Genomic DNA, 17,596 nt, shown 5'->3' with positions numbered 1-17,596 from the left:
CTGTTAATACCGTTTGGCTAAATAACGCCAGGGAGCAGGATGCTATGCACAGCAATAATAACAACCCCGCCTTGCATAAATGGTTGCTGCTGGCTTGTGTGCTTTATCTGGCTTTTATTATTTACGGCAGCCTGGTGCCGTTGCATTATGTCGCATTGCCGTTTGACGAGGCAGTAGAGCGGTTCAGGCATATTCCCTATCTGCAGCTTGGTATACGGTCCAGAGCAGACTGGGTAGCCAATATTCTGCTGTTTATTCCATTCGCTTTTTTACTTTGTGCGCTCAGTTTCCGCGTTGGTGCAACAACACTAAACCTGTTTCTGGCTGGCGTTATCTGGCTGTTCTGTGTGGCTTTGGCCATCGGCATAGAATTTACCCAGCTGTATTTCCCTCAGCGTACCGTGTCTATCAACGACATTATGGCTGAAGCCACCGGCGCCATGCTGGGGATCATTTTGTACTGCTTCAGTGGCCGTCAACTAAAACAGTTCTTGGCTTCACTGGCGCTTATTCGTGGCCAGTCCTCCGTCGTTACCTATCTGCTGATTGGTTATGTTGCTATTTTTATACTGTACAACCTGTTGCCGCTGGATCTGACCCTAAGCCCAGTCGAGCTGTATAAAAAATGGCGTGAGGGCCGTATTGTGCTGCTGCCATTTTCCGCTTACCGCGGCTCAGCGGCTGAAATTACCTATGCGGTATTAAGCGATATTCTGCTTTGGTGCCCCATCGCTGTACTGCTGTATCTGCAACAGCAGCAGGCTGGCATCCGGCTATATAGCAAGGTGTTATTACTGGCGCTGCTGCTGGAGTTTTGCCAGTTGTTTGTTTACAGCCGGGTCACTGATATCAGTGATGTGCTTTGCGCTTTAATTGCCACCTGGTTAAGCATCACGTTACTGCGTTTCTGGCAGCAAAAACCGGCCACTAAAACAGACACTACCACTGTACAGCTTAAACACGGCTTGCTATGGAGCCTGGCGATACTGGCTTACAGCTTGTTTGTTCTAATCCTGTTTTGGTATCCGTTTAACTTTAATTTTGACTGGGCTTTTATCAACCAAAGGTGGCAAGTTGCACAGGGTAAGGTGCTGCTGGAATCGCTATACTTTGGCACTGAGTATCGTGCAATAACGGCATTGCTGCAAAAGCTACTGGCGTTTTTCCCACTTGGAGTATTACTGGCGTTGTTTCAGCGCAGATTAGCAGCGCGCTGGCAGCAACTAACCTTGCAGACTGCTGGCAGCATTTATGTTATTGGCCTGGCATTATTATGCGAAGCCATGCAGCTGGCACTGCCCGGTAAAACTGTGGATATTACCGATGCCATACTGCAAATAGGTGGTGCTGCAGCAGGCTTTGGTTTTACTGTTTTTTTAACAAACCGTCTGTACCAGCCAGAGCCTACTGTAGCTTACAAGCCCACCGCTGCTGCATCAGACGTATTAGCTGTGCCAGCTGCTAAAGCTGCAACAGGGTTTTATCTCAGGTTGGCCGGCCATTTAGCTTTATCCGTGCTGGCCCTGTTTTTGTTAAGCCGGGTGCCGGTGTTACCTTACAATGTGCGTGAACTGCTAAGCGATAATTTCAGTGCAGTTCCGGGCTTGTGCCTGATGCTGTACCTGCTGGCTTTACCCGCTGTTTTTACCTTTAACACATACGCCCGCTTTATTCTTTGGGCGCCACTAATGTGCCTGGTGCAGGGCATTGTTATATTCTGGCTGCTATATGCTACTGTGCCGACAGAATCACTGCATGATATTATTGGCGCCCCGGTGACAACGCTGCCACGGGTCATTGAGCTAATGCTGCGTTTTGCCGGCTTTTTTAGTCTGATCCAGTTTAACTGTATGGCGGCACTGCAATTTATTTACAGCCGAAGCAAAATACCCGCCACCATTTTATGGCTCGGTGCAAATGTCGCTGTAGCGCTGCTCTGGTATGTAGTAGTTGTAAAATTGGCCGCAACCGACAATATTGTTGAGCTGCTGGCCGACGGCGGCAGCCTGGTTGCCATAACAGCACTTACTGCCTGGTTGATGCTGTTATTCAGCGTTGGTGCTTATTTAGCTCAGCAGTGCTGTACCCCCGTTGCCAGCCGCTGGAAATATGTAGCACTGCTGATCTTATGTATGCTGCCGCTGTCCTGGTGGCTGCTGCAAAATGCCACTGAAAGTGTTATCGTTAAATATCAGCAAGCTTATTCAGCGCTACAGTTTTTGCTCAGTACAGACAGAACCCAGTATGCCGCTCCGCTGCAATTATTTACGCGCTACAGCCTGGCTTTTATCACACTGCTTGGGCTGTTGTGTTGGTTTTTTATTCCGGCTATAGCGCTGCGGCGCAATATAAAACTCTCGGGTTCAGGGGCTTAACCATTCCATGCTAAACAGGTTATCGCGCTTTTTTTTGCGCAGCGTATTGTTGTTAGCAGTGCTTAGCGTAGCTTTGTTTTTTCTGATTACGTCAAAACCGGTTTCATCACAGCGTACTATAGAAGCCAGTGACGTTACCACGGCACAACGTGTACTGTCAGACACAGTGCAACATCTGGCGCAGCACAGTGGCAATATAAAACTGGTTTTTGAGCAAAAGCAGCTAGATGCGTTAATGAACGTAGCCAGCTATGCCCTGCCCCAGGTCGAGTTTAGTGGCGTACTTAGTCCGTTTGGCGTAGCTTTACATGGCCAGGCCAATCTGCCGCTAAGCTGGCCCAGGCGTAGCGTTCAAATGTCCTGTTTGTTTATGCCCTCAGACAAAGGTTTCGCTATTGAACACTGCAAACTGGGCGTAATTACGTTACCGGGCTGGATTGCTAACCCGTTACTCAGGCTGATGGTGCGCTCTGTCATTGCCGAACCGGCAGATCAACAGTTGCTGGCGTTGTTCGCCAGAGGCGAGCTGATAAATAACCGCCTGCACTTTGAGGCAGCCAATGCCAGCCAGATTAAACTAAACCTGCATCCGCAAATTCACCGGCCTTTTAGCTTTGGCTCTGTTCAAGGCGCTGCAGCGGCAGATATCGAATTTTACCTGCAGCAATTAAAGCAGCTGCAACGCCAGCATAGACGCGAGCGCAGGCTGGCATTTTTTGCCCACCAACTGTTGCAGGTGGCCGCAAACCGTGCTGACAACAGCGATTTAGAAACTGAGTACAAAAATGCGCTTTGGGCTTTGGCCGTAGCATTTGCCAGCAAGAGATTTATTTACTACGCCAACCCTGACGTAAAACTGCATCAGGTGCCGAATATGCCGCCCATGCTGCTAAATGGCCGGCGCGACCTTACGTTACACTTTCTGTATTCGGCAGTGCTGCAAATGCTGGGCAATACTCAGCTATCGCAACAAATTGGTAATCTGAAAGAAATCATGGATGCAGACAGAGACAGCGGCGGCTCAGGCTTTAGTTTTGTCGATCTGGCAGCAGACAGAGCCGGCACCCACTTTGCCGAGCACCTGCCGTCAATAACGCCGCAACAGTTAAACCGGTTTAACAGCCTGACCTTTGAACAGGCGATAATGCCACCAACACAAGACTTACCAGAAGGTTTAACTGAGCAGCAATTACAGCAGCAACTTGGTGGTTACAACGGTGCCGGTTTTAAACAGCTGGAGCAGGAAATTACCGGGCGCATTAACGCATTAAAGCTGTATAACAGCCAGTAACCGGCTGTTAATTAGAAATCGTCACGGTAATAGTGCCCGGCATTAAACTGCTGCACGATATTTTTTATCCGCAACTGCATATCTTCCGACAGTTGTTTACGCCACTTATAAGCAGATTGCAACGGGTCTTTAGTGGTACTGTAATAAGCACTGTTATCGCTACCATGGACCGACTGTGCCAGGTATTGCAGGCATTGCCGATCAGCTTTTAAATCACAAAATGCCAGGCACTGCTGCAACACTTCTTGTGGTTTTTTGCATAAGTTCTCATATACCAGCACCATGTTGCTGCTATCGCCAGCGCATTGCGCCAGAGCAAAATCATTAATAATGCCCCAGCGCACTGCCAGCCGCTCTTCTTTGCTCATCTGCTTTAAGCTATCCAGACTAAAGCGCTGCTCGCCGCTTTGCTGCAGTAATTTGCTGTACAGATCCCAATCTTCCCAAATTGGCAAACCGCCATCAAACAAGCCAGCGTCCTGCCCTTTCAACGTAGAAGCAATATGGCCACACGGATGGCGTAATATATGAATACTGCGGGCTGGCACCAGCTGTTTAATAGCAGCCATACGGCCAAGCGACTCGATTGACTTCCAGACAATTTGCTGTTGTGCAGATTGTAACCGTAAGGGCTTAATAAACCGCAACACACCCAAACGCCCGGTTATTTTGGTGGCATAGGCACTGCCCAGAAAAAGTAACCAGCTAAATGGGTTAAGGTAGTCTTTAGCAAAAAACGGCCGCGAGGCAATCACTTTTTCTGCTTTGCTGGCAAACCACAACTCAAGTTGCGACTGCAGCGGATACTGCGTAGCTTCATCTGCCTTTAACAATAACGGAATAGCCATATTGGGCTGCACACTGTCTGGCTCATGTAAATAGTATGTCTGGCGCTGGGCGTCAAACAGTTTACCAAGCCAGGTAGTACCTGAACGGGGCATGCCAAATAACAAAATACAGTGTTTACTCGTCATTAAAATATCCTTATTAAGCCCGTTATGTTGCTAATTATTCACACCCGACTGGCTGGTTGTTCAGAACTGAAAATAAATAAAAGGTGCTTCGCCCGATCCCAGCATAAGCATACTGTAAAGTAACAGCACTATTACCGATGCCTGCAACAGTTGTGGCGTGGTCAGATAACGCTGTTGCCATAACGCAATATAATGCTGCGGGATCAAATGCAGTATTACGGCCACCAGCAATGCCACCGCGCCGGCAGCAGTTAGATGAAATGATAACGCCGTGTTATGCCAGATAGCTTGCAGGTAACCACCGGCATGATACAGATCCTCAGCCCTGAACATTACCCTTAGCAAACATACCAGGAAAAACGTTCTAAGCACTGCCAGCGCCCAGCGCCAGCCTGTTTGCCTGCCAAACCAGCCGTAATTACGCATATAGCGCTCAAACGCAACCAACACACCATGACACAACCCATACAACAGAAAATTCCAGCCGGCGCCGTGCCACACACCAATGGCAACAAAGGTTAGCACCAAATTTATATAAACATTGCCGTGTTTACTACCACCCAGCCCGTGATAAAGGTAGTCGCGAAAGAACGATGACATTGAAATATGCCAGCGCTGCCAGAAATTAGAAATACTGTCGGCCAGGTAAGGCCGGTTAAAATTCACCGGCAACTGATAACCCAATAAACGGGCGCAACCTCTGGCAATATCGGTATAGGCTGAAAAATCCAGATATACCTGAAAACTGTAGCCAATTAATGCTAATACTAAAAAAGCAGACGACTGATTAGCATAGTCAGCAAAAGCCGGGTCAACCAGATGCAGTGCCAGTACATCTGCCAGCAGTACTTTTTTGATCAGGCCGCGGATAATAAGCATAACGCCTTCCTGCTGCGCAGCGTTGTCAGCAGGGATATGCTGGGCCAGTTGCGGCAGAAAATAACTGGCGCGCACAATTGGTCCGGCAACTAACTGCGGAAAAAACGACACAAACAGCGCAAAGTCAGCCAGTGATTCAACAGGGTCCAGCTGCCGCCGGTAAATGTCTATCGTGTAAGACAGCGCCTGAAAGGTATAAAACGAGATCCCCACCGGCAAAATAATATGCAGGATGTTAATATGCGATGACATGCCCAGCATGGAAGCGACAGCATCCAGATTAGTGAGGAAAAAATTAAAATACTTAAACAGCCCCAGCACACCCAAACTAAACAGCAGCGATACCGCCAGCCAGATTTTAGGCCTTGCCGAGTAACGCATTAACCGGCCACAGTAGAAATTCACTGCCGTCATGGCAAACAGCAAAGCACCAAAACGCCAATCCCAGCTCATATAAAACCAGTAGCTGGCCAGCAACAGCAGCATTTTCTTCTGACCGTTGTGCCGGAGCAGCCGCAGCAAAATAACCAAAGCAATTAAAAACACATAGAAATGAAATGACGTAAAACTCATGGCGCCACCTGCTGCGTGTTTTTTAACACCTGCGCCAGCGCTGCGGCGATGGCCTGCTCACCTTTGGCAGAAAAATGCACACTGTCGGTAAAATATTCACTACCGCCGGGCACCTGCTCCGACAAACTGACATAATGCACACCGGTAAACTCAGCTGCTACTTGCTGCTGCACCCGGTTGTACTGTTCAAACACCTCAGAAAACTGCCCGACAGTTAAACAAGGGGTGTAATAAAGTGCTGAAGCGGCTAGTTGCTGCTGTAGCTGCAGCGGCTGTTCGCTGCGAAAAGAGCGCAAATTTTCAGCAAGCAGTATAGTTTTTACCTGTCGTTGCTGTGCCAACTCCACTATCTGTCGCAGCGAAGCAGCATATTGCTGCAGGTAGGGACTAAGATCAGGCATAGGCGAATATTTGTATGGCACATAACGTAAATTAGTGCTGTTTTTCAACAGTAAATCAACGCTTAATAACCATTTTGGCGCCTGTAACTGTGGTAAAGCATAACTTTTAGCGCTGCTGCTGCGCTGACACAGCCGGCCAATATCGTTGCTTAAACCGGAGTACAGAATTAACACATCTTCAGACAAACCCGCCAGTTGCCCGGCATACAGCAAATACTGGCTGCCAATGTCATTCCCCGGTATACCGGCATTAATAACCTGAAGCGGCATCCCGGTGCTAATCCGCTGCAATATTGCCGGAAAAGTATCGTCGTTAGTCGCCGCATAAGCGCCATAAGTGCTGGAGGCCCCCAGTGCAATGACTCTGGCAGTACCGTTTGTTTTAGGCTCTATAGCCGCAGAACGCAGCCCCAGTTGGTTACTTTGTACTTTAATGCTACTGCCGGCAAACTCGATATTCGGTACCAGCAACTGATAGCCATCATGTTGCACAAAAAGAGAAACAGCTTGTGCGCTGTCAGCAAAGGCTGCGTTAAGAATGCTATTTCCAAACTTTAGCTGCGCCCTAACTTGCAGCACAAATTCCATCAGTACAAACAACAGCAGGGCCAGTAATAAGGTCTTCCCTATCTGACTGTCCTTAGCCATATTGAAGCTCTCTGTTTAGTGGTTATCGGATCACAGTAAAATCTCTGCCACTGCGGCATGGCCAAGAAAATCCTGTGGGCTTGCAGTGGGCCCGTAAGCCCCGGACTGGTACACCACTATCCAGTCTCCTATGTCAGCCTGCGGCAGGCTGACTTTATCTGCCAATATATCCAGTGGCGTACATAAGGGCCCAACCACTGTTACCGGTTCAACGGCAGTTTGCTGCATTTTATTACCAAGCATCACCGGGTAATTTTTGCGGATCACCTGACCAAAATTGCCGGAGTTAGCCAAATGGTGATGCAAGCCACCGTTACACACCAGATATGTGGTGCCACGGGACACTTTTTTATCAACTACCTGACAAGCATAAATCCCCGCTTCGGCTACCAAATAACGGCCAAGTTCAATCACCAGTTCAATACCGGCAAGTGTTTGTTCATGTTGCTGCAATAGTTGCGTAAGTGATAAACCAATGGGCTGCAAATCAAGCCGTTTTTCACCGGGAAAATAAGGAATGCCAAACCCGCCACCCAGATTGATTAAATCGGGCCGGTATGGGCAAGCAGCAACCAGCTTAACCGCCAGAGCAAATGTAAGCTGATGGGCTTCTGTCAATGCTTCAGTTTTTAAATTCTGCGAACCGCAAAAAATATGAAAGCCGCGCAACCTAACCGGCATGGCGGCTATCTGTGTCAGCAGTTCAAATACTTGCTCTTCATCAATACCAAAAGGCTTAGCACCGCCAGCCATTTTCATGCCTGAAGCTTTAAGTTCAAACGCCGGGTTAACCCGCAGTGCCACCTGCGGTGTAACCTGAAGCTGTTCGCCTAACCGGCAAATGCGCTGCAGCTCAGTGGCCGATTCTACATTTAGCGTTACGCCTGCCGTAATAGCAGAGGCTAGCTCAGTATCAGTTTTGCCAGGCCCGGCAAAGCTGATATCGGCTACCGGCATACCGCTTTGTATCGCCAGCAACATTTCTTTTTGCGATGCAACATCAAAACCGTCGACTAATGGGCGCATATGTTGCACAACCGGCCAGTATGGGTTGGCTTTTACCGCATAGTGCAGCTTAATTCTGCCAGGGATTGCAGCCCGGAAACGTTGTATCTGCTGGTTAATTATCTGACGGTCATAAGCATAAAACACGGCTTTGCCAAGCATAGTGCTGATAGCATTAAGACTGAATCCACCCAGCAACAGGTTATCGCCCTGACAGCTAAACTGTGACATAAGCTCATGCTGTGGTGCCTGGGGCCTTGTTTCGGTATTCAGGATACTACTCATCTGGATGCCTCATTAAAATAACCCCGGTACTGCTCTGACAATAGCTTGCGATCAATTTTACCGTTGGCATTTTTTGGTAAACCCACCTGCAAAATTAACGCTTTGGGCTGCATAAAATTAGGCAAATTACGTTTTAGCTGAGTTGTCCAGTTAGCAATATCTGGCTCACTACCCTCTTTACAGGCAAATAACACCAAAATCGCCTGCTCCAGCTCCGGGTGTGGCACACCAATAGCGGCAACATCAACCAGTGCCGGGCTAAGTTGGTAAACGGCCTCTTCTACTTCTGTTGGGCTTACCCGATAGCCTGAAGTTTTAATCATTTCATCGCGCCGGCCAATAAAATACAAAAAGCCGTCTTCGTCATAGCGCACCGTATCACCAGACCACACTGCAAGTTGAGGTAGCTGAATACCTTTGGGTGCCACCGGGTCAAACTTAAAGCGTTCTGCTGTTTTATCCGGAGCATTCCAGTAACCCATGCTCACCAGAGGACCACGATGCACCAGTTCACCTGGCTCATTTGGCGCACAGATACTGCCATCTTCACGCACAACGACAATCTCGGCATTCGGAATAGCTTTGCCCATAGAGCCGGGCCGTCTTTCCAGCTCAGTTGGTGGTAAATAAGTAGAACGAAAGGCCTCGGTTAAGCCATACATTAAATAAGGTTCGGCCTTATTAAATACCTGCTGCAGTTGCTGCAGCAAAGCTTGTGGCATAGCACCGCCAGAGTTGGTCAGATAACGCACAGTGTCCGTGCTGCCTTCCACCCAGTTAGCTTTGGCCAGTTGCGCCCACAAAGGCGGTACCGCAGCAATACCGGTTACGCCGTACTGCTGCACCGTACGTACGACATCCTGCACCAGGAAGAAATCCAGCAACACTACACTGGCGCCGGTTAAAAATGCAGTTGTCAGTTGGCTTAAACCATAATCAAAACTCAGCGGCAACAACGCCAGTAATACATCATCGGGGGTGTTGTTCAGGTAGCTTGATACGCTTTGCGCGCCTACCAGCATATTGCGGTGTGACAGCACCACCCCTTTGGGTTTACCGGTACTGCCCGAGGTGTACAAAATAGCTGCCATATCCTGTTCGGTTGCATGCGGATATAACTGCAATGTTCTGTGGCTGATATCAGCATAAAATGATTTTAACTGAATATGCGCCAGTGGGCTCAGATCTTCAGCAACGTCAGTTAATAGCACCGTATGTAAATCACTGCACATATGCAGCTCTTCTTCTAACGTAGCCAGCCGGTCTTTGCTGGTAATCAGCACCCGGACATTACAATCCTGCAGGATATGAGCTACCTGCGCCGCCTTTAAACCCGGATTAACCGGCACAAATACCGCACCGGCCATGGCGCAGCCAAACAGGCTGAACACGGTTTCAAATTGTTTGGGCAGGTACACCGCGACCCGGTCAAAACGCTGAACATCCTGCGCTTGCAGTTGCATAGCAGTCGTTGTTACGCCTGATGCAAGTTCAGCATAAGTTAAGGCGGTATTTTTAAAGTACAGTGCAGGACGCTTAGGAAAACGTGCAGCAGACTGGGTAACGATATCGTGGAGATTTTTGGTCATAGTATCCTTCAGACCTTTCACTTTTTATCCCTTTGTGTGCAATAATAAAACAGTTTTGCGGAAATTCCGACTGTAATTTATCTACTCAGTGTAGTTTAACCGCAGCGGCCCCTTTTACGCAAATCAGGGAACTACCTGTCATTTTAAGGAAGCATTATGCCACACCAGCAACTTCTCGCTGATATCTTACGCGCTGTCTTACAAATAGATAAACAATTTACCGACGATACCCCTTTACTGGGTGCGATTCCGGAGTTTGATTCTATGGCAGTTATTGCTGTAATAACCGAACTGGAAGAGCAACTGGGTATCCAGATTAATGATGATGAAATATCCGCCGACGTGTTTGAAAACTTTGGCCAGTTAAATAAATTTGTCACTCAAAAACAAGCTGCCTGACATCGCATTATGCCTTATATGGTACCGCGTCAGACAGTAAAACCTCAGGTATAAAGGACACAATATGCAGAGTTTTTCCCGTGTATCAGTAATAGGTTTGGGCTATATAGGTTTACCTACCGCCGCAGTTATCGCCTCCCGCGGGGTGGAAGTGCTTGGCGTTGATGTGTCAGAGCATGCGGTTAACACCATTAATCAGGGCAAAATTCATATTGTCGAACCTGATTTAGATATGCTGGTACAAGCCGCAGTTACCACCGGAAAATTAAAGGCCTCTTTAACACCGGAACCGGCAGAAGCTTTTATGATCGCCGTGCCCACACCGTTCAAAGAAAATAAAACCCCTGATTTAAGTTACATCAAGGCTGCGCTGGAAAATATTGCCCCGGTGATCGCTAAAGGTAACCTTATTGTGCTTGAATCGACCTCTCCGGTTGGTACTACCGATAAAATTTCAGCCTGGCTGGCTGAATTACGCCCGGATCTGGTCATGCCACATCAGGACCCGGACAAAGCTGATGTTTTTATTGCGCACTGCCCTGAGCGCGTATTACCGGGTCGTGTGTTACAAGAGCTGGTCAGCAATGATAGGATCATCGGCGGTATTACCGAGCGTTGTGCACAAAAAGCCGTTGCCCTGTATCACCTGTTTGTACGCGGCGAATGTTTATTAACCAACGCCCGCACAGCAGAAATGGCTAAGCTGACAGAAAACTCATTCCGCGATGTCAATATTGCCTTTGCCAATGAACTGTCGATGATTTGTGATCACTTAAAAATTAACGTTTGGGAATTGATCAAACTGGCCAACCGCCACCCACGGGTTAATATTTTAACACCCGGCCCGGGTGTAGGTGGCCACTGTATTGCCGTTGATCCATGGTTTATTGTTGACTCCGCGCCAGAGCAGGCGCAGATTATCCGCAAGGCGCGTGAAATTAATGACAGCAAACCACTTTACGTGATTGATAAAATAAAGCAGGCCGCTGATCAGTTTAAAAAGCCAGTTATAGCCTGCTTAGGCTTAGCGTTTAAAGCCGATATTGACGACTTACGTGAAAGCCCGGCGCTGGATATTGCCATGTCGTTATTAAAAGACAATATTGGCGAAATTTTGCTGGTAGAGCCTAATATTAAACAGCTACCGAAAAAATATGCTGACCACAATAGCCGGTTAACCTCTTTGCCACAGGCATTAGAGCAAGCCAATATATTAGTGGTGCTGGTTGATCATAAGCAGTTTAAAACCCTGCATCCGGTAGATGTAGCAACCAAAGTTGTTATTGATACCAGAGGCATTTTCGGTTAACGAAAACCATTATGCTACAAGGAGTGTAACTATGAAAAAGACTACCCTGCTCGCCAGCGCCGTTATGCTGGCGCTGCTTTCCGGTTGTGGCAGTAAAGATGCGACAGAGCATTATAGCGATGCGCTGAACTTTATTCAGAATAAACAATACAGTGCTGCTGTGATCGAATTGAAATCAGCAGTACAACAGGAACCGGAGAATGCAGATTACCGTCTGGCACTTGGTTTACTCCAGTTACAGATTGGCGACAGTGTGTCTGCAGAAAAAGAGCTGGCGCGTGCACTAAGTTATGGCAGCGACAAATATAAAGTCGCTTTACCTCTGGTTCGCAGCAGCTATCAGGCTGGTGATTATCAGGCAGTTCTGGCGCACTTTGCAGATGAGACACTGCCACCAGAACAACAAACCTATATTGACGTATACCGTGCCCTGGCTCAGTTAGAGCTGGGCGATGCTGATGCTGCAATAGCACTTTTTGACAAACTGGCAACTCAAAGCGGTTTCAGCGATGCAGCAATTTATGCTCAGGCGCATTTACTTATTGCCAACCGCAATAACAGTCAGGCGCTTGAAATCATTAAGCAAGTGCAGCCTGACAGCTTACTTTATGCCGAAGCATTATTTCTGCAAGGCAGAACCCAACTGGCAGAAGAACAGCATGCCGCCTCTATTGAAAGCATGCGCAGCTACCTGACCATGGTGCCCAATAACTTGCAGGCCCGCCTGATGCTGACACAAAACCTTGTCAGCACAGAGCAGTTTGATTTAGCAGATAAAGAATTAGCCTTGCTGCTAAAAGCCTTTCCAAACCAGCCGTTTACTAATTATCTAAAAGCAGTGCTGGAGTATGAACGTGAAAACTACACCCTGGCCAAAGAACACATTGAGAAAGCGATCAATAATGGCCTGCGTAATACCAGCGCACGTATCATTGCGGCATTAGCGTCACTGCATCTGGGGCTGGAAAGCCAGACATTAAACCACCTGAGTGCGATAGAAAACCAGTTGCCGCAATATCCGCCGTTACAAAATCTTTATGCCTCTTTGCAATTAAAGTCCGGTCAGCTTAATCAGGCGCAAGCGATTCTGGCGAATCAGGATCCGCAGGCAATGGATTACAAATTACTCGCTGCAACCTCATTTCAGCTGATTAAACAAGGTTCGGCTACTGCAGCGCAGGAGCTGATTGCCAAGTATGAATTAAGTGAAAATAGTAAAGATGTCACATCAATGACAACTTTAGGCTTGTTAAAAATGGGCATTGATGGTCAGGAGTCAAGCGGCTTAAGGGATCTTGAGCAGGCTTTGCAACTGGACCCAAGCCATGACCAGACCCGGGTGGTGCTGGCTATCAGTTACCTCAGACAAAAAGAGTATGACAAAGCATCAGCCATAGTTGACGAATGGCTGTCAGACGAAAAGCTGGCTGTTGTTGGCTACAATCTGAAAGCTTATGGCGCTATGCTGCAAAAGCAGTTTGCTGAAGCCGAAGTTTTTCTGCAACAGGCACAGCAAGCCACTGCTGACCAACCTTTTACTTTGCTATTGCAAGCCCTTGTTGCCGGCACGAAGAGTGATTTTGTGCAAGCAAAACAACTTCTGGTCAGATCAATAGAGAAACACCCAACATACCTGCCAGCCTTACAACAATATTATGCGCTGAGTAAAGATGATGACAAAGGTGCTGATGCCATCAAACGGGCGGCGGCTATTTTAAAAGATAACCCTGGCAATAACGCACTGCGGCTAACGCTGGCCCGTATGCACTACCAGCAACAGGACTTTAAAAAAGCTATAGAGATTATTGGTGATCCATCAGTAAACATGGTGAATGCCACCGCCGCTTACTGGTTGACATTAATAGACTCACATGCCCAGCTTGGTAATCAGAAAGAGGTACTGACATTAAGCGAGCGCTGGTACCAGCAAGAGCCCGAAAACCTGCGGGCAGCATACTTCTATGCTACCAGCCTTAGTCTGGCTAAACGCCATGCCGAAGCAATTAAGGTTGCAGATAAACTACTGACTAAATATCCGAAAAATCCAATGCTGCTGCGCAGTAAAATCATGGCTTTGTCTGAATCGAAAGACTATGCCAAAGCCTTAGATAGTTTCAAAAACCTGACAGACGCAGACGCTGCAACGGCTGAAATGCAGTTTTTAAAAGGCCGGATATTGTTCTTAAACGGCCAGATCCCACCGGCTGTTGCAGCTTTTAATCAAAGCTATCAGTTAGCACCAACCGATCAGACAGCCATGTTTATTGCTGAAATTTATTCAAAAGACTACTCGCATCAGCGTGCAGTAGAGTTTTTAGAAGGTCATTTCAGTAAAAACCCGGCCAGCGGCAACCTGAAACTGTTTTATGCCAACCTGCTACTGGAATCTGATAAGAAAAAAGCCTTTGAACTGTATGATGAAATCTTGCAGGCGTCTCCTGACAATTACATCATACTGAATAACTATGCCTGGATCCTGGCAGAGCAAAACCAATTACCTGAAGCCAAACAACATATTGAGAAAGCGATAAAGCAGGCACCAAAACATCCAGATGTATTAGACACTTACGGCAAAGTGTTGATGAAAATGGATAACCTGCCTGATGCGATAAAAGCCTTTGAGCAATCGCTGGCGATAAGACCAGAGAATGATCTGGTTAAGCTCAATTATGCAGAAGCCCTGGTGCGCTCTGACAATAAAAGCAAAGCTAAAACCATACTGGCCAATGTAAAAAGCCGCGATGCTGAAGTTGTCAAACGGGTTGAAGCTATTAATAGCATGTTGTAATACAACAGCTGTGCTGCAGCAACGCAGCACAGCTTCTGCAACCCCTTTATACTACAGCGCTGCCACTGTCATGTAATTTTACAACCTCAGTTTCCAACTCCCCCACCAAGCACGTAACCAGCTAATAAATAACAATAAAAAAAGTTGGCACCAAAAGTGCTTATATGTAAGTCGATTGCTTGAGGATAAGTTTGCAGGGCAACCCAACAGACTTGTGTGGAAACTTCACTAAGGAAATGAAAATGAAAAAACTACTTGCAGGGTTAATTTTAGCTGGAGCTACGGCCTTTAACGCCAGCGCTTCAGTAATTATGTTTGACGACAGTTCATTCGGTGGCACTGGCAACACCTTCTTCGATGAAATCGACTGGGATCCGGATCTGGCGAATGTGACCCAAACTGACACTAACGGCAATGGTTCAATTTTTGGTGGTCAGGACGATTTTATGGAGTTTGGCCAGACATTAATGGTTAACTTCAAAAATTCAGGCATGCCAAACTTTTTACCGTCAGCATACGAAGTATTTCTGGACTATGAATTTAATGGTACCGCAGAAGCCTTTCCTGATTTTGGTGGTTTAATTGAGGTTTTATTTGCCGGTGGTTCTGCCACTTTGTGGGCTGACACTACTGTAAACGGTGCTTATGATGCCGGTACAGCAACAGCATTAGGAACCTTCTCTCTTGCCAGTGGCACCTGCCTGACCAGCGTAAGTGGCGTAGGCTCATGCGATATCACCATGAAATTTAATGCTAACCCAGGTTACTTCTACTACAACGGTAACGATATCTCTGGTAACAACTTTGTATATTCACAACTGATTGTTACTGTGCAGAATATTATCGGTTTATCACCAAACTATAACGGCATTCCAGGCTCTACCCAGGAATTCCAAATCCGTCACGATGGTAACCAAACCTTTTCTGTGCCAGAGCCAGCAAGCTTAGCCTTGTTAGGTTTAGGTCTGTTAGGTTTACGCCTGAACCGTCGTAACAAAGCCTGATTTATCAGCGCTGGTAAAAAGGGCATCCGATGATGCCCTTTTTTATTGTCTTTTACACCGTGCCTGCTTATTAGGCATTATTTTTTGCGCGACAATCTTCGCCTTTAATCTACCAGTAATTGTTCCAGGCTAAACCGCAACGATCGCGAGGCGGGTTGCTCACTGCGCCCTAAGCGGCCAAAAAACACCTTGTTTGCAAATACCTGTGGCGGTAACAACGCAGCCAGCTTTTTGTCCATCACCACGGCGTTGTCAAATGCTTGCTGGTTAGTGGTAAACTGCAGGTTGTCGCGCAAATAGCCGGAAAAAATAACCGGTGTCTGCTCAGGCTGAAAGCCTAGTTTTAGCTTAGTTGCGGTAAGCCAAAAACGTTGTAAAGCACCACCTGCAGCCACCTGCTGCTCCAGAGTTACCGGTGCCTCTGCTGCAGTGCTATACAGTACAAAGTGTGCGCTACAGCGTAATGCAGGTATTAAATCAAGTTGTAACCTGGGGGCTATGGTCCCGCCCATATACTTGGCCATAAACTCAAAGCGCTCCCAACTTGCCAGCGCCCATTTCATCAGTTTTGCCGTGGCTGCATCCACTCCCAGAGCCTGCTCCGGAATTTTATCTATGCTGAACTGCTTGCCCCAATCTATGATTTTACTATGTACATCATAACCCTCTTTCATAATCAGCCGGGTGTAAGCATTACCATATAATAATTTAGCAATGGACCAGCGCTCAGCTGTGCTTTCAAACCAGTGCACCGCAAAGCCAGGCGGTAAGGCCATTTCAAGCTGGCGTTTTTCTTCTGTGCTTAGTGCCGTAGTACCCATTGGCCTGCGTTGTACAGTTCGGGTTTCAATATAAGGGGCAAGCCCATCAGCTTTAATGCTGCTGTCTTGCAGCAAAGCAATTTTGTACACCGGATGCTCTGTATCAGAGCGGTCAATATCGCTGATCTCCAGCTGATATCCGCGCTCAGAAGCCGCAATACGGGCAGTTTCCAGTAAAGCGCCATGGGCCATGTTGCTGGCAAAACCGTTTAAATCGTACACCACATCGTGGCGGGTATCATTACCCAGAATATCGCAACTTAATGCTGATGTTAGCCGGAAACGCCAACATTGGGTATTGTCACCGCTGGGTGCCCAGCGGGCTTTATCTAATACATAACGCAGCGGATCCTGTTCCGGTGCGGTTTTGGGTGCTATCTGTACGGGCTGATTCAGAAAGTACTTCCGGCCCAGATGAAGTGCCAGCCGGTTTATCGGATTGGCATTGCCAAAAGGCCGCCAGCTAACTTTATAGCTATTACGATAGGCATCAAACTGTAAGCTTCTGGGTGCGGCAATCACCTTCCCGCGGTTCAGCATCAGCTTTAATGCCTGAGTTGCGGCAACACCGGCACAAAGCTCGCAAGCCATAATAGTTGACGGCCCTTTGCGCTCAGGCAAATTAATACTCTCTGGTACTACTAAATAGGCGCTGTGCAGTCTGGCAGGCGATAAGCCAACAAAAAAACGCAAATACTGTTCATTTTCATCACAGCCATCAAGCAAAAAATACTGTTCAAATGTCATTTTGCCGGGTAAAAAGTTCAGGTTAGCCACCCCCATTCCCAAAGGTGCAGCGGTTACGGCAGGAATACCTGCATCATAGGCTTTTCTGAACATCAGGCTTCTGATCTTCAGCGCAAAAAAATCAAGGCCATCAATGTAGACATCAACATCCTGTAAAAAAGCATCAATATTGTCTTCAGTAACACCCTCTGCGAAGGTAGTAATGTCCAGATCCGGGTTAATATCCAGTGCCATTGCAACCAGCGTATCAAGCTTTTTCTGGCCAACCGAAGATAATCTGGCACCGGCCTGACGGTTAAAATTCTCAATATCGAAACTATCAAAATCCGCCAGGTGAAACCGGCCCACACCAAGCCGGGCCAGCGTTAGTAAATGTGCTCCCCCAACCCCGCCCATACCAGCAATTGCCACGCGCTTACTGGCCAACAGTTGCTGCTCTGCTAAGGTAAGCCAGCCAATATTGCGCGAAAATGCTTTGTAATAGTCAAAGTCGGATGAAATCATGCGA

The 17,596-nt window shown here is 47.5% G+C and carries 12 protein-coding genes; 6 read left to right on the top strand and 6 right to left on the bottom strand.

What is annotated here, in order from left to right:
• Positions 1-44: 44 nt before the first annotated feature.
• On the top strand, positions 45-2,375 hold the full coding sequence (locus J3B89_RS15115; protein WP_215398441.1) for a VanZ family protein: 2,331 nt from the start codon (positions 45-47) through the stop codon (positions 2,373-2,375).
• Between the two features lie 7 nt (positions 2,376-2,382).
• The gene (locus J3B89_RS15110) at positions 2,383-3,666 is read left to right on the top strand and encodes a hypothetical protein (RefSeq protein ID WP_215398440.1); all 1,284 of its coding nucleotides are present in this window, start codon (positions 2,383-2,385) and stop codon (positions 3,664-3,666) included.
• Between the two features lie 11 nt (positions 3,667-3,677).
• Here J3B89_RS15110 and J3B89_RS15105 read toward each other — a convergent pair whose 3' ends face one another.
• The 5 genes from J3B89_RS15105 to J3B89_RS15085 are packed head-to-tail and all read right to left on the bottom strand — an operon-like array spanning position 3,678 to position 10,020.
• Complete coding sequence (locus J3B89_RS15105) at positions 3,678-4,640, bottom strand: sulfotransferase (RefSeq protein ID WP_215398439.1); 963 nt, start codon at positions 4,638-4,640, stop codon at positions 3,678-3,680.
• 60 nt (positions 4,641-4,700) lie between these two features.
• Positions 4,701-6,092, bottom strand: coding sequence for an MBOAT family O-acyltransferase (locus J3B89_RS15100; protein ID WP_215398438.1), 1,392 nt, complete (start codon positions 6,090-6,092; stop codon positions 4,701-4,703).
• A complete protein-coding gene (locus J3B89_RS15095) occupies positions 6,089-7,141 on the bottom strand; it encodes an SGNH/GDSL hydrolase family protein (protein WP_215398437.1) in 1,053 nt (350 codons plus the stop codon). The genes J3B89_RS15100 and J3B89_RS15095 overlap by 4 nt, the downstream gene beginning before the upstream one ends.
• Positions 7,142-7,171: 30 nt before the next feature.
• A complete protein-coding gene (locus J3B89_RS15090; RefSeq protein ID WP_251372470.1) occupies positions 7,172-8,431 on the bottom strand; it encodes a pyridoxal-dependent decarboxylase, exosortase A system-associated in 1,260 nt (419 codons plus the stop codon).
• Entirely contained in the window at positions 8,428-10,020 is a 1,593-nt protein-coding gene (locus J3B89_RS15085; protein WP_215398436.1) for an acyl-CoA ligase (AMP-forming), exosortase A system-associated, read from the bottom strand. The genes J3B89_RS15090 and J3B89_RS15085 overlap by 4 nt, the downstream gene beginning before the upstream one ends.
• A 156-nt stretch (positions 10,021-10,176) precedes the next feature.
• On the opposite strand from J3B89_RS15085, the gene J3B89_RS15080 reads away from it, so the two are divergent.
• The 4 genes from J3B89_RS15080 (at position 10,177) to pepA (ending at position 15,520) form a co-directional block, all read left to right on the top strand.
• A complete protein-coding gene (locus J3B89_RS15080) occupies positions 10,177-10,419 on the top strand; it encodes an acyl carrier protein (protein ID WP_092790935.1) in 243 nt (80 codons plus the stop codon).
• 64 nt (positions 10,420-10,483) lie between these two features.
• Complete coding sequence (wecC, locus tag J3B89_RS15075; protein ID WP_215398435.1) at positions 10,484-11,728, top strand: UDP-N-acetyl-D-mannosamine dehydrogenase; 1,245 nt, start codon at positions 10,484-10,486, stop codon at positions 11,726-11,728.
• 31 nt (positions 11,729-11,759) lie between these two features.
• On the top strand, positions 11,760-14,516 hold the full coding sequence (gene prsT, locus J3B89_RS15070) for an XrtA/PEP-CTERM system TPR-repeat protein PrsT (RefSeq protein ID WP_215398434.1): 2,757 nt from the start codon (positions 11,760-11,762) through the stop codon (positions 14,514-14,516).
• Positions 14,517-14,758: 242 nt separating this feature from the next.
• The gene (pepA, locus tag J3B89_RS15065; RefSeq protein WP_215398433.1) at positions 14,759-15,520 is read left to right on the top strand and encodes a flocculation-associated PEP-CTERM protein PepA; all 762 of its coding nucleotides are present in this window, start codon (positions 14,759-14,761) and stop codon (positions 15,518-15,520) included.
• Positions 15,521-15,624: 104 nt separating this feature from the next.
• Here pepA and J3B89_RS15060 read toward each other — a convergent pair whose 3' ends face one another.
• Entirely contained in the window at positions 15,625-17,592 is a 1,968-nt protein-coding gene (locus J3B89_RS15060; protein ID WP_215398432.1) for a ThiF family adenylyltransferase, read from the bottom strand.
• Between the last annotated feature and the right edge of the window lie 4 nt (positions 17,593-17,596).

Origin of the sequence: Rheinheimera oceanensis (assembly GCF_018831085.1) — a bacterium.
GTDB lineage: Bacteria > Pseudomonadota > Gammaproteobacteria > Enterobacterales > Alteromonadaceae > Alishewanella > Alishewanella oceanensis.
This window is presented reverse-complemented; position numbering and strand designations above follow the sequence as displayed.

Bases quoted from the DNA above. Each gene is read 5' to 3' on its own strand.
- J3B89_RS15115 (WP_215398441.1), top strand. From the start codon at position 45: ATGCACAGCAATAATAACAACCCCGCCTTGCATAAATGGTTGCTGCTG.
- J3B89_RS15110 (WP_215398440.1), top strand. From the start codon at position 2,383: ATGCTAAACAGGTTATCGCGCTTTTTTTTGCGCAGCGTATTGTTGTTA.
- J3B89_RS15105 (WP_215398439.1), bottom strand. From the start codon at position 4,640: ATGACGAGTAAACACTGTATTTTGTTATTTGGCATGCCCCGTTCAGGT.
- J3B89_RS15100 (WP_215398438.1), bottom strand. From the start codon at position 6,092: ATGAGTTTTACGTCATTTCATTTCTATGTGTTTTTAATTGCTTTGGTT.
- J3B89_RS15095 (WP_215398437.1), bottom strand. From the start codon at position 7,141: ATGGCTAAGGACAGTCAGATAGGGAAGACCTTATTACTGGCCCTGCTG.
- J3B89_RS15090 (WP_251372470.1), bottom strand. From the start codon at position 8,431: ATGAGTAGTATCCTGAATACCGAAACAAGGCCCCAGGCACCACAGCAT.
- J3B89_RS15085 (WP_215398436.1), bottom strand. From the start codon at position 10,020: ATGACCAAAAATCTCCACGATATCGTTACCCAGTCTGCTGCACGTTTT.
- J3B89_RS15080 (WP_092790935.1), top strand. From the start codon at position 10,177: ATGCCACACCAGCAACTTCTCGCTGATATCTTACGCGCTGTCTTACAA.
- wecC (WP_215398435.1), top strand. From the start codon at position 10,484: ATGCAGAGTTTTTCCCGTGTATCAGTAATAGGTTTGGGCTATATAGGT.
- prsT (WP_215398434.1), top strand. From the start codon at position 11,760: ATGAAAAAGACTACCCTGCTCGCCAGCGCCGTTATGCTGGCGCTGCTT.
- pepA (WP_215398433.1), top strand. From the start codon at position 14,759: ATGAAAAAACTACTTGCAGGGTTAATTTTAGCTGGAGCTACGGCCTTT.
- J3B89_RS15060 (WP_215398432.1), bottom strand. From the start codon at position 17,592: ATGATTTCATCCGACTTTGACTATTACAAAGCATTTTCGCGCAATATT.